This is a genomic window from Microbacterium sp. R1, from assembly GCF_015159725.1.
GTDB classification, from domain to species: domain Bacteria; phylum Actinomycetota; class Actinomycetes; order Actinomycetales; family Microbacteriaceae; genus Microbacterium; species Microbacterium oxydans.
The window spans coordinates 173,066-185,725 of sequence record NZ_JADDUD010000003.1 but is presented as its reverse complement, the minus strand read 5'-3'; the positions used below and the strand labels follow the sequence as shown (position 1 = coordinate 185,725).

Annotated in this window: 13 protein-coding genes; 3 read left to right on the top strand and 10 right to left on the bottom strand. The window is 67.9% G+C overall.

The genetic code is table 11. The features are described from left to right. Nucleotides 1–51 precede the first annotated feature (51 nt). Entirely contained in the window at nucleotides 52–1,899 is a 1,848-nt protein-coding gene (glmS, locus tag ILP86_RS14680) for a glutamine--fructose-6-phosphate transaminase (isomerizing) (protein WP_058632692.1), read from the bottom strand. A gap of 62 nt (nucleotides 1,900–1,961) precedes the next feature. Beyond that, on the bottom strand, nucleotides 1,962–2,915 hold the full coding sequence (coaA, locus tag ILP86_RS14675; RefSeq protein WP_193762314.1) for a type I pantothenate kinase: 954 nt from the start codon (nucleotides 2,913–2,915) through the stop codon (nucleotides 1,962–1,964). Nucleotides 2,916–2,965: 50 nt separating this feature from the next. Between coaA and ILP86_RS14670 the strand changes: the two genes are divergently transcribed. Further along, a complete protein-coding gene (locus ILP86_RS14670; RefSeq protein ID WP_193762313.1) occupies nucleotides 2,966–3,910 on the top strand; it encodes a Ppx/GppA phosphatase family protein in 945 nt (314 codons plus the stop codon). A gap of 195 nt (nucleotides 3,911–4,105) precedes the next feature. Continuing rightward, complete coding sequence (locus ILP86_RS19925) at nucleotides 4,106–4,975, top strand: helix-turn-helix domain-containing protein (RefSeq protein ID WP_153002363.1); 870 nt, start codon at nucleotides 4,106–4,108, stop codon at nucleotides 4,973–4,975. A 31-nt stretch (nucleotides 4,976–5,006) separates the two neighbouring features. On the opposite strand, the gene glmM is transcribed toward ILP86_RS19925, so the two are convergent. The 8 genes from glmM to ILP86_RS14625 form a co-directional block, all read right to left on the bottom strand. Further along, nucleotides 5,007–6,365, bottom strand: coding sequence for a phosphoglucosamine mutase (gene glmM / locus ILP86_RS14660; RefSeq protein WP_058632689.1), 1,359 nt, complete (start codon nucleotides 6,363–6,365; stop codon nucleotides 5,007–5,009). A gap of 14 nt (nucleotides 6,366–6,379) precedes the next feature. Beyond that, complete coding sequence (gene rpsI, locus ILP86_RS14655) at nucleotides 6,380–6,865, bottom strand: 30S ribosomal protein S9 (protein WP_045263679.1); 486 nt, start codon at nucleotides 6,863–6,865, stop codon at nucleotides 6,380–6,382. 26 nt (nucleotides 6,866–6,891) lie between these two features. Then, entirely contained in the window at nucleotides 6,892–7,338 is a 447-nt protein-coding gene (rplM, locus tag ILP86_RS14650) for a 50S ribosomal protein L13 (protein WP_046747364.1), read from the bottom strand. 182 nt (nucleotides 7,339–7,520) lie between these two features. Beyond that, the gene (locus ILP86_RS14645; protein ID WP_193762312.1) at nucleotides 7,521–8,189 is read right to left on the bottom strand and encodes an endonuclease/exonuclease/phosphatase family protein; all 669 of its coding nucleotides are present in this window, start codon (nucleotides 8,187–8,189) and stop codon (nucleotides 7,521–7,523) included. Nucleotides 8,190–8,319: 130 nt separating this feature from the next. Then, nucleotides 8,320–9,162, bottom strand: coding sequence for a tRNA pseudouridine(38-40) synthase TruA (gene truA / locus ILP86_RS14640; RefSeq protein WP_193762311.1), 843 nt, complete (start codon nucleotides 9,160–9,162; stop codon nucleotides 8,320–8,322). A 44-nt stretch (nucleotides 9,163–9,206) separates the two neighbouring features. Then, on the bottom strand, nucleotides 9,207–9,674 hold the full coding sequence (gene rraA, locus ILP86_RS14635; RefSeq protein ID WP_193762310.1) for a ribonuclease E activity regulator RraA: 468 nt from the start codon (nucleotides 9,672–9,674) through the stop codon (nucleotides 9,207–9,209). A 2-nt stretch (nucleotides 9,675–9,676) separates the two neighbouring features. Next, a complete protein-coding gene (locus ILP86_RS14630; RefSeq protein ID WP_046747360.1) occupies nucleotides 9,677–11,218 on the bottom strand; it encodes an APC family permease in 1,542 nt (513 codons plus the stop codon). A 99-nt stretch (nucleotides 11,219–11,317) separates the two neighbouring features. Then, nucleotides 11,318–11,683, bottom strand: a complete 366-nt coding sequence (locus tag ILP86_RS14625; RefSeq protein WP_058633151.1) for a helix-turn-helix domain-containing protein — start codon at nucleotides 11,681–11,683, stop codon at nucleotides 11,318–11,320. A gap of 93 nt (nucleotides 11,684–11,776) precedes the next feature. Between ILP86_RS14625 and ILP86_RS14620 the strand changes: the two genes are divergently transcribed. After that, nucleotides 11,777–12,625, top strand: coding sequence for an SDR family oxidoreductase (locus ILP86_RS14620; protein ID WP_193762309.1), 849 nt, complete (start codon nucleotides 11,777–11,779; stop codon nucleotides 12,623–12,625). Nucleotides 12,626–12,660 lie beyond the last annotated feature (35 nt).

Here is a 12,660-nt window from a genome sequence, read left to right as displayed (position 1 = left end):
GGCTCCGTTTCCGCTGGAAACGAAGCCATTCGCGCGAATCGGAGGCCGGGTCTACTCGACCGTCACCGACTTCGCGAGGTTGCGCGGCTGGTCGACGTCGAGTCCCTTCGCCGTGGCCAGGGCCATCGCGAAGATCTGCAGCGGCACGACGGCGAGCAGCGGCTCGAACATCGGGCCGGCGAGCGGGATGCGGATGACCTCGTCGGCGAACGGCAGCACGGCCGCGTCGCCCTCCTCGGCGATCACGATCACCCTGGCACCGCGCGCGCGGATCTCCTGGATGTTCGAGACGACCTTGGAATGCACGAGCGCCGAGTGACGCGGCGACGGCACGAGCACGAACACCGGCTGCCCCGGCTCGATCAATGCGATCGGACCGTGCTTGAGCTCGCCGGCGGCGAAGCCCTCCGCGTGGATGTAGGAGATCTCCTTGAGCTTGAGCGCACCCTCGAGCGCGATGGGGTACCCCACGTGCCGGCCGAGGAAGAGCACCGAGCGCGTGTCCGCCATCCACCCGGCGAGCTGCGTCACGTGCTCCTGCTCGCTGTCGAGGACCTTGGCGATCTTCTCGGGGAGCGCTGCGAGCTCTGCCGCATCGAGCGAGGCGTCGGCCACGGCACCGCGGACCCGGCCCATGTGCAGCCCCAGCAGCAGGAGGGCGGTGATCTGTGCCGAGAACGCCTTGGTCGAGGCCACGGCGACCTCGGGCCCGGCGTGCGTGTAGACCACCGCATCCGACTCGCGCGGGATGGTGGCGCCCTGCGTGTTGCAGATCGACAGCGTGCGTGCACCGCGTTCGCGGGCGTACTTCACGGCCATCAGGGTGTCCATCGTCTCCCCCGACTGGCTGATCGACACGACCAGGGTGTCGGCGCCGATCACCGGGTCGCGGTAGCGGAACTCGTGTGCGAGTTCGACGTCGACGGCCACGCGTGCCCACTGCTCGATCGCGTACTTGCCCACCAGCGCCGCGTAGGAGGCCGTACCGCAGGCGGTGATGATGACCCGGTTGATGCCGACGAAGAGCTCGTCGAACCCGTCGAGCTCCGGGATCACGACCTGACCGTCCTGGATGCGGCCGCGGATGGTGTTCGCCACCGCCTCGGGCTGCTCAGCGACCTCCTTGGCCATGAAACTCGACCATCCGCCCTTCTCGGCGGCTGCCGCGTCCCATGACACGTCGAAGGGCTCCGGCTCGACGGGCGTGCCGGCGAAGTCGGTGACCGTCACGGAGTCCGGGGTGATCGAGACGATCTGGTCCTGACCGATCGCGAGCGCCTTGCGGGTGTGCTCGATGAAGGCGGCGACGTCGGATCCGAGGTAGTTCTCGCCCTCGCCGAGCCCGATCACGAGGGGGGAGTTGCGACGAGCGCCGACGACGAGGCCCGGGTGGTCCTGGTGCATCGCCAGCAGAGTGAAGGCCCCTTCCAGGCGGTTCACGATGCTGCGGAAGGCCAGCTGCAGGTCGCCGCCGTTGCCTGCGTACTCCCGTCCGAGCAGGGCTGCGGCGACCTCGGTGTCGGTCTCGCTGCGGAACACCACACCGTCGGCGAGGAGCTCGTCACGCAAGGCCGAGAAGTTCTCGATGATGCCGTTGTGGATGACCGCGAGCTTGTCGTCATCGGCCAGGTGCGGGTGCGCGTTGCCATCGGTCGGACCCCCATGCGTCGCCCAACGGGTGTGCCCGATGCCGGTCGAGCCGTCGGGGAGCGGGGCATCGGCGAGCGAGTCGCGCAGGATGGCGAGCTTGCCCGCCTTCTTGCGCATCCCGAGCGTGCCGTCGCCATCGATGACCGCGACACCCGCAGAGTCGTATCCGCGATACTCCAGGCGTGCGAGGCCTGCGAGAAGGATGTCCTGGCTGGGGCGCGGGCCCACGTATCCGACGATTCCACACATGGGATCAAGAGTAAGGCGCGTTTTTTGCGAGTCGTCCGTACAATCGGGCGCCGGCGGCCGCCTCAGAGCTTGCGCAGGAGCACGCTCTCCACGTCGTGATCCGCGCCCTTACGCAGCACGAGCCGCGCACGGTGCCGGGTGGGCATCACGTTCTCGACGAGGTTCGGCATGTTGATCTCGTTCCAATATCCCAGTGCAGTGGTGATCGCCTCCTCGTCGGTGAGGTGCGCGAACACGTTGAAGTACGACGAGGGGTTGCTGAACGCGGCCTGACGAAGGGCGAGGAAGCGATCGACGTACCACTTCTCGATATGCGAGGTGGCGGCGTCGACGAAGATCGAGAAGTCGAAGAGGTCGCTCACGGCCACGTCGTTCGGCGCGGGCGGCGGCTGCAGCACGTTCAGGCCCTCGACGATGACGACGTCGGGGCGGCGCACCACCACGTTCGCATCCGGGACGATGTCGTAGCGCATGTGCGAGTAGAAGGGAGCACGCACCTCGGCGGCACCGCTCTTGACCTCGGTCAGGAACTCGATCAGGGCGCGGCGGTCATAGGACTCGGGGAAGCCCTTGCGGTCCATGATGCCGCGGCGCTCGAGCTCCGCGTTCGGGTAGAGGAACCCGTCGGTCGTCACCAGTTCCACCCTCGGGGTCCCCGGCCAACGGCTCATGAGTTCGCGCAGCAGGCGCGCGATGGTCGACTTGCCCACGGCGACAGACCCGGCGACTCCCACGACGAACGGGGTGGTGGTGTCGTCCTCCTGGAGGAACGAAGAGGTGGCGGCACCCAGTCGCTTCGTCGACGTCGCGTACAGGCTGAGCAATCGGCTCAGCGGCAGATACACCTCGCGCACCTCGGTGAGCGAGAGGCGATCTCCGATGCCGCGCAGCTCGACGACCTCGGTCTCCGTGAGTGGCTGGTCGAGTCCGGCGGCGAGGCGCGCCCACTCCGCACGCCCGATCTCCCGATACGGAGACAGCGGCAGCGTGGGGTCGGCGGTGGTCACGGGGTCCATCGTATCGGCGCGCTCACGGCGCGATGTCCGCGGGAGAGTATTCTCATCCCGTGCGCCTGGGAGTCCTCGATATCGGATCCAACACCGTCCACATGCTCGCGGCCGACGTCCGCCCCGGTGGACGTCCGCTCGCGACGACGAGCGACCGGACGGTGCTGCGCCTCATGCGCTACCTCACCCCCGACGGGTCCATCGCGGAGGAGGGCGTCGTCGCGCTCGAGGCCGCGGTCGCGCAGGCCCGAAGGGTCGCGGAGAGCGAGCGCGTGGATGCCCTGCTCGCCACGGCGACGAGCGCGGTGCGCGATGCCCGCAACGGCGCCGACGTCATCGCCCGCATCGAAGCAGCGCTGGGACAGAGTCTCCAGGTGCTCGACGGCGAGACCGAGGCGGAGCTGACCTTCCTCGCGGTCCGTCGCTGGTTCGGCTGGTCGGCAGGTCAGCTCCTGCTGCTCGACATCGGCGGCGGCTCACTGGAGATCGCAGCGGGAGCCGAGGAGCTGCCGGACGCTGCGGTCTCGGTCCCCCTGGGCGCGGGGCGCATGACCGTACAGTTCCTGCCGAACGACCCGCCCGGTGAGACGGACGTGGAACGACTACGCGAGCACGCGACGGCGACGCTCGCGGAGGTGCTGCCGAGGTTCGTCGCTCTCCCCCGCCCCGATCACGTGGTGGGCTCGTCCAAGGCCATCCGTTCCTTGGCCCGATTGGTCGGATATCCGGCCCAGGGATGGTCGGGGAGCGAACGGATGCTGCTCCCCCGCACCGCTCTCGGATCGTGGATCCCCCGGCTCGCACGTCTGCCCGCGTCCGCCAGACAGGAGCTGCCCGGCATCACCCCGGATCGGACGTTCCAGATCGTGGCCGCGGGCGTGTCTCTGCATGCGGCGATGACCGCCCTCGACGTGGACGAGCTCGAGGTCTCACCATGGGCGCTGCGCGAAGGCGTGCTGCTGCGCTACATCGAACAGCTGAACTGGAGCGACTCCTCCCGTTGAGCGGTGCGTGACATCGGATGAACATCCTCTGTTGCCCGCCCGGTCCGCGCCGGTATCCTCTGATCAAGCGAGCACCGGCCCGCCCGCACGGAGGAGGACGGGAGGTGATCGCTCGGCGTCGGGGGGTGCTGAGTGGGTCCTGGAGATGAGAGCACGATCGACTCCGCGGAGCTGAGCGCGCATGGCGTGCACGCGGTGGATGAACGTGTCCCCCTCCTGGTGACGCGGCGGACGTCGGGTCCGGTGACCCTGTTGTCCCTGCAGGGCAGCACCACGGAGCTCGCCATCGACACCACCACGACTCACCCCGACCACGCGGTCTTCGCCTTCGTCGACGCCGCAGGGCTCGCGGCGAAGGAGCAGAACGGTCCGTGGATGCCCGTCGAGAGCGGGCTCGTGGTGGCCCCGCCCGGGGTCGCGGAGCGCGTGCGGTGTGTCGGCACGTGGTGCATCACCGCCGCCTATGTTCCCCGCACCGCGCTCGGGACATACGTCGCCGCACTCCCCTCCTCGACATGGATCCTCGAGGAGCGACGTCCGCTCGATCGGGCGATGCAGGCGTTCATCGAGCAGGTGCTGGCCGTCGATGACGAGACGACCGCGATCGAACGATATGCGATGGAGCATCTGATCGTGGAGATGAGCGGAGCGGTGCTGCTCGACCGCGTGGACGCCGTATCCGGACCGCGCTCAGCTCACGCCGCCCTGCGCGACCGAGCGGTCGCCCTGATCGCCCAGCAGTGCGGCGATCCGGGGCTGAACCCCGCGCGGGTAGCCCGCGAGGTGCAGACCTCCCTCCGCCAGCTCCAGCTGGTCTTCGCCGAGGTCGAGAACACGGTCGCGGGCGAGATCAGACACCGACGCACGCTCCTGGCGCGGTCGCTGCTCACCGACAGCCGATACGACGATCTGAGCGTCGAGCAGATCTCGCAGCGCTCAGGTTTCGCCTCTCCGATCAGCCTTCGCCGCGCCATCGAGGAGGACTACGGTGCCACGCCCCGCGCATTGCGCACCCATCGCGACGCCGCTCGGCACGGTGGGGAACGCGAAACGGCCGACCGCTGAGATCAGCGGTCGGCCGTGTTCGGTCGCGAGGTCAGAGCGACAGACGATCCTGCACGACCTCGGCGAGGCGACCGGCGTAGGCGTGGACGGATTCCGCGTCGGAGGCTTCCACCATCACACGCACCAGCGGCTCGGTTCCGGACTTGCGCAGCAGCACCCTTCCGGAATCGCCGAGCTCCGACTCGATGTCGCGCACAGCCTGCTGCACGACCTCGTCCTCGGACACACGGTCCTTGTCGACGTCGCGCACGTTGATGAGCACCTGCGGGTAGACCGTCATCACCGACGCGAGCTCTGCGATCGACTTCTGCTGCCGCGCCATCTCGGCGACCAGGTGCAGGCCGGTGAGGATCCCGTCGCCCGTGGTGGCGAACTCGCTCATGATCACGTGACCGGACTGCTCACCGCCGAGCGCGTAGCCGCCCTCGTTCATGTCTTCGAGCACGTAGCGGTCGCCGACAGCGGTCTGCCGTACCGTGATGCCGTGCTCGCGCATGGCGACGTGCAGACCGAGGTTGCTCATCACCGTCGCGACGAGGGTGTCGTCGGTGAGGTGCCCGCGCTCCTTCATGGACACCGCGAGGATGGCCATGATCTGGTCGCCGTCGATGTGGTTGCCCTCGGCGTCGACGGCAAGGCAGCGATCGGCGTCGCCGTCGTGGGCGATCCCGATGTCGGCGCCGAGGCGCACGACGGCCTCGGCGAGATTGTCGAGATGGGTCGAGCCGACGCCGTCGTTGATGTTCCAGCCGTCAGGGTCGGCGCCGATGACGGTGACCTCGGCGCCCGCATCCCGGAACGTCTCAGGAGAGACTCCTGAGGCGGCGCCGTGGGCGCAGTCGAGCACCACGTGGATACCGTCGAGGCGGTTCGGGAGCGAGCCGAGAAGATGCATGACGTAGCGGTCCTCCGCGTCGGAGAACCGGTCGATGCGTCCCACCCCGGCGCCCGTCGGGCGCAACTTCTCGCCGGACATGGCCTCTTCGATGCGCCGCTCGACCTCGTCGGGGAGCTTGCGGCCCCCGCGGGCGAAGATCTTGATCCCGTTGTCGGGAGCGGCGTTGTGCGATGCGGAGATCATCACACCGAAGTCGGCGTCACGGTCGGCGACGAGGAAGGCGAGCGCGGGTGTCGGAATGACCCCCGCCTCGAGCACGTCCACTCCCGAGGAGGCGAGACCGGCAGCGACGGACGCCGCGATGAAGTGCCCGGAGACCCTGGGGTCGCGGGCCACGACTGCGGTCAGCCGCTTGCCTTCGGCCTTGCGTGCCTCCGCAGTACGGCCCTGGCCCAGGACGACAGCAGTCGCCTGGGCCAGGGTGAGCGCCAGGTCGGCGGTGAGGATGCCATTGGCGAGTCCTCGCACACCGTCCGTGCCAAAGATCGGCATCGGAGCAGTTGACCTTAACGCTTCGAGTACTGAGGCGCCTTACGGGCCTTCTTGAGTCCAGCCTTCTTGCGCTCCTTGACGCGAGCGTCGCGCGAGAGGAAGCCGGCCTTCTTCAGGGTCGGACGGTTGTTCTCCTCGTCGATGCCGTTCAGCGAGCGGGCGATGCCGAGGCGAAGCGCACCGGCCTGGCCCGAGGGGCCTCCGCCGGAGATGCGCGCGATGACGTCGTATGCACCGGCGAGGTTCAGCACGGTGAACGGGTCGTTGATCAGCTGCTGGTGCAGCTTGTTCGGGAAGTAGTCCTCGATCGTGCGGCCGTTGACCGTGATCGTGCCCGAGCCGGGGACGATGCGCACGCGGGCGATGGCCTGCTTGCGACGGCCGACAGCGGCACCCGGGACGCTGAGGACGGGGCGGGGAGCCGCCTCGACCGCGTCGGTCTCGGGAGTCGACGTCGAGAAGTTCTGGGGGGTTTCGGTGGTGTCCTGGATGTCAGCCACGAGTATGTCCTTAAGTCTTACGGCGCTTACTGGGCGACCTGGTCGAGGGTGTACGGCGTCGGCTGCTGCGCGGCGTGCGGGTGCTCGGCACCGACGTACACCTTGAGCTTGGACAGCTGCTGGCGGCCGATGCTGTTCTTGGGGAGCATGCCACGGATGGCCTTCTCGACAGCGCGGACCGGGTTCTTCTCGAGGAGCTCGGCGTAGGTGACGGACTTCAGGCCGCCCGGGTAACCCGAGTGGCGGTAGGCCATCTTCTTCTGGAGCTTCTGACCGGTGAGCGCGACCTTGTCGGCGTTCACGATGATGACGAAGTCACCCGAGTCGATGTGGTTGGCGAAGGTCGGCTTGTGCTTGCCACGCAGGAGCGTAGCGGCGTGCGAAGCCAGACGGCCGAGAACGACGTCGGTGGCGTCGATGACGACCCAATCGCGCTGGACTTCGCCAGCCTTGGGAGTGTAAGTGCGCGTCACGATAGTGCTGCTTTCTTGTGTCGAACGGAGAAGTTCGTGAATCCCACTCCGGGGTGGTTCTTCCCGACAGGGAGGAACACGCCAGTGGAGGGCTCACGTTCGGACGATGCGCTTTCTCCGCGGACGGGAAAGGCACCAAAGGGAAATCATACGCCACCGGTGCCGTATGCCCAAACCGCGGCTCAGTCGGGCTTGACCGTGACGAGGATCGGACGGTGATCGCTCGCCCCCTGCGGCAGGGTCGTGATGCGCTCGATCTCGAAGCCCGTCGACGTGGCGAAGTCGTAATGGCCCCGGAACACCCGGTAGCGCGTGTACGTGTGGTCGTCGCTGAGGGAGAGCGCGTAACCGTGGTCGCGCACGGCCTGACCGAGGTTCTCCTTGAAGATCGGATAGTTGTAGTCACCGACCATCAGCTGGGGCGGGCCTTCGCCGAGCGCGGCGAGCTCGGAGAGCGCGGCGCGGATCTGGTGACGGCGCAGGGAGTTCAACGCGGTCAGCGGAGCGGCGTGGAAGGAGGCGACGATGAAGTCCTGGCCGTCGTCGATGTCGCGCAATCGCGCACCGAGAACGCGTTCGTGTGCGGGTTTCGCGATCCGGTCGTGCAGGGATTTCTTGAGTCCGAGCATGCGGATCGCCTGCAGGTGGAACGTGCTCGCGCGATAGAAGAGTGCGAGTCCGAGACGGTTGCCCTGGGTGGCGTCGGCGAGCACGAGGTCGCCGATCTGCGTCGGCAGCGCGGGGACGTCGCACTCCTGCAGACAGAGGATGTCGGGATCGTGCTCGCGCACCAGAGTCACGAGCTCACCCGCAGCTCGATGCTTCTGGAGGTTGTACGAGATGACCTTCATGACCGTTCCACGCTACTCCGACCCGCTGTGCATCGGCTCCGGGTTGCACACCGTGACTCGTCTGCGGTATTGCGCCGCATGCCCCCTGCTCGACGCGCGCGTCAGTCGCGGGCAGGGTCCGAGGCGCGCGTCAGTCGCGGTCTCGACGCGCGCGCGTCTGGACCGCTCGCGACGACAGCAGCTCGTCGGCGGGGTACCCGACCTCGGTGAGGATCAATCCCCGCGCGGCCAGCACCTTGAACTCGCTGGTGCGGGTGAGCGCATCGCGCAGCACCACGAGGTCGTCGACATCGAGGCGCCCCTCCCCCACGGCGACGCAGGCCCCGACGAGTGCGCGCACCATGCTGTGGCAGAACGCGTCGGCCTTGACCTCCGCGACGAGCACGCCGTCGGCATCGCGCTCCCAGCGGTAGTCGAGCAGTGTGCGGATCGTCGTCGCCTCTTCCCGAGGCTTGCAGTACGCCGCGAAGTCGTGCAGTCCGATCAGCGTCCGCGCCGCGGCATCCATCGCGCGCTCGTCGAGGCGGCCGCGGACGAGGGTCGTGTCGTGGCGCCGCAGCGGGTCGTACCCGGCCTGTCCGTCGGCGAGACGATAGCGATAGCGACGCCAGACCGCTGAGAACCGCGCGTCGAACCCCTCGGGGGCGATCGACGACCGCGTGACGGTCACATCCGAGTACGCACCGAGCACACCCCGCATGCGGCCCGCGATGGTCTCGGCGGGCTCCGACGGCGCCCGCCCCTGCCGGGCTTCGATGCGCGACCACTGCTTCTCGTCGAGGTCGACGTGCGCGACCTGGCCGCTCGCGTGCACGCCGGCATCCGTGCGACCTGCCACCACGAACTGCACGTCCGAGCCCACGATGCGCGCGAGGGCGGCTTCCAGCGTGCCCTGCACCGTGCGCAGAGTCGGCTGCTTCGCCCACCCTCGGAAATGGGTGCCGTCGTAGGCGATGTCGAGCCGGATGCGCACGCAGCAAGCCTAGGACACCGAGACCGCCGGACTTCAGGCGGCGTTCACCGTTCGACCAGGATTCCGTCCTGATCGCTGTAGAGATGCGCCCCCGGCCGGAACACCACGCCCTCGATCACGAGCGCGACATCGGTCTCACCGGCTCCGAGCTTCGCACTCTTGCGCGGATTCGTCCCCAGAGCCTTGACCCCCAGCTCAAGGGCATCGATGGCGACACTGTCGCGGATGGCGCCGTTGATCACGACCCCGGCCCAGTCGTTCGCCACGGCGGACGCCGCGATCAGGTCGCCCATCAGTGCCGTCTCCAGCGATCCAGCGCCGTCGACGACCAGGACCGCGCCCGCACCGGGAGTCGCCAGCACCGCCTTCACCAGCGCGTTGTCCTCGAAGCAGCGCACGGTGCGGATCGGCCCGTCGAACGCCGACCGCCGGCCGAAGGAGCGCAGCTGCAGCGAGAGCGACTGGATCTCCTCCCCGAGCTCGTCGTAGAGGTCCGCCGTCGCGACCGCCATCCTCAGATGCCTCCGTCGATCGACCGGATGGTCACGGCAGGCTCGTCCGGGACCATCACCTCGGTGTCGCGGTTCAGGCTCTCGCCACGGAAGAAGCGCTTCGAGCGCGGGAAGAGGTACCAGACGAACATCAGCACCAGACCGAATGCCAACGAGCCGACGCCGATCACGAACGTGCCGCCGATACCGAACAGGACCGTGTAGCCGTAGTCGACATCCCACATGTCGATGGCCGACTGGATGAACGCCCACGCGAGCATGAGCCCGCCCAGCAGCGGGAACAGCCCCTTGAAGAAGAACTCGCGCGCGGACGAGGTGAGGTCCTTGCGGAAGTACCACACGCACGCGAAGCCGGTGATGGCGTAGTAGAACGCGATCGCGAGACCGAGGGACAGGATCGAGTCCTGCAGGATGTTGTCGCTGATCAGCGTCATCCCGACGTAGTAGACGGAGGCGACCACACCCATGACGATGGTCGAGAACGACGGCGTCTTGTACGTCGGGTGCACCTCCTTGAACCTGGCGGGCAGGGCGCGGTAGACACCCATGGCGAGCGTTCCCCGGGCGGTCGGCAGGATCGTGGTCTGGGTCGACGAGATGGCCGAGATGATCACGGACACCACCAGCACCCAGCCGAACGGACCGAGCAACCCGTCCTTGATCGCGAGGAAGAAGTCGTCGGCGTTCGCCTCGTTGCCCAGGCCCGTGCCGTCCTCGCCGAGTCCGGCGTACATCATCGCGGCGATGGTCACCGCAACGTACGTGAACAGCAGGATCACGGTGGTCAGCAGCGCGGCGCGTCCGGGGATGCGCTTCGGGTCCTTGGTCTCCTCGTTGAGCGCGAGGCAGGTGTCCCACCCCCAGTAGATGAACAGCGCCAGAAGGATCGCCTCCGTGAAGCCCGACCAGTCGGTGAACGCGAACGGGTTCATCCACTCCCAGTCGAAAGGCGTCGCGTTCGGAGCCGTGCCGTCGAAGAACTGCCACAGCGCCGCGACGATGAAGATCGCCAGTGCCAGGTATTGGATCGCGAGGAGGATGTTCTGGATGCGCTCGCCGATCTCGACGCCGCGCCAGCTGACCCAGGTCATCGCCGCGATGAAGAGCACGGCGACGACGACGACGCGCCAGTCGTTGTTCTCCAGGTCCTGTCCGATCAGCGACCAGAAGTAGACCGAGGCGATCTGCGCGAGGTTGGCCAGCACGACCATTCCCGCGACGGCGACTCCCCACCCGCCCATCCAGCCCACCCAGGGACCGAACGCCTTGGTTCCCCAGGTGAACGTCGTGCCGCAGTCGGGGACGGCGTTGTTGAGCTCGCGGTACGCGAAGGCGATCAGGAGCATCGGGACGAAGGCGATGATGAACGCGATCGGAGCCTGCGCCCCCACCGCGAGCACCACGAAGCCGAGCGTCGCCACGAGCGAGTACACCGGTGCTGTCGAGGCGAGACCGATCACGGTCGATCCCCAGAGTCCCAGAGTGCCGGCGGCCAGACCCTTGCCGTCGGGTCGTTCCAGATGAATCGGCGTCGTTGCTGCCATGTCAGAACAGTAGAGCCACAACGGTTCTCGCGTCAACGGCTTTCTCAGACAGCATGAATCCGAAGCAAAGAAGTGGAGCTCACGACGGAATCCGCAGATTCAGTCTCTTTCGAGCATGCCGTCGGCGTGGTCAGCCACCCACTCCATCAGCGGCAGCATGCGCTCCATCAGGTCACGCCCCAGCGGGGTCAGACTGTACTCCACGTGCGGAGGGACGGTCGGAAGGGATTCCCGGTGCACCAGGCCGTCATCGGCGAGCGTCCGCAGCGTCGAGGCCAGCATCTTCTCGCTGATGCCGTCGACCTCCCTGCGGAGGGCGCCCCAGCGGTGGGTGCCGTCGGACAGGCAGGAGAGCACGAGCACTCCCCACTTGCTCATGATGTGATCCAGGACGACACGCGTGCCGCAATTCTGGTCGAACACGAACGGAGTCGATTCCTTTATCTGCGCGAAACTAACCGTCATGTGGGTACCTTACTTCAAAGTGGGTACCATCAGATCGGAATGCCGAACACCCGATCGCGGGTTGTCGTGGGTGTCACTTACGAAAGGACCCTCATGACCATCCTCGTCACCGGTGCGACCGGCAACCTCGGCCGCCTCATCATCGCCAGCCTGCTCGAGCGCGGCGCCGACCCCCAGTCGATCGTGGCAGGCGCCCGCGACACCGCCAAGGCCGCGGACCTCGGCGTTCGCGTCGCGCACCTCGACTACACCGACCCCGCATCGATCGCGTCCGCGCTCGAAGGCGTCGACACGGTCATCCTGGTATCCGGCTCCGAGGTCGGCCAGCGGGTCCCGCAGCACCGGGCGGTCATCGATGCCGCGAAGGCGGCCGGCGTCTCCAAGTTTGTCTACACGAGCGCCCCGAAGGCCACGACGAGCGACCTGATCCTGGCCCCCGAACACAAGGCGACGGAAGAGCTCATCGCCGCGGCCGGGTTGCCCGCCGTGATCCTGCGCAACAACTGGTACACCGAGAACTATGTCGCGGACCTCGCCCGCGCCGCGGAGACGGGTGTGCTCGCCGCCGGCACGGGAGAAGGGCGGGTGGCTTCCGCGAGCCGCAAGGACTTCGCCGAGGCCGCAGCCGTCGTCGCGCTCGAGGACGGACACGTCGGCGAGGTCTACGAGCTCGGCGGCGATGTCGCCTGGAACTACACCGATCTCGCTGCTGCCATCGCCGAGGTCACGGGACGCGAAGTCGCGTTCGTCTCGCTCGACCACGACGACCAGGTCGCCGCGCTCCGCGAGGCCGGGCTCGACGAGGGGACGGCCGGATTCGTCGCCGCCCTCGACGCCGGCATCAAGGACGGCGCGCTCGCCGATACCGACGGCACGCTCGCTCGCCTCATCGGGCGCCCCACGACCCCGCTCGTCGAGGGACTCCGCGCCGCCTCCGCCTGATCGGCCCCGCAAGACCGAGTGCCGCCGTCCCCCCG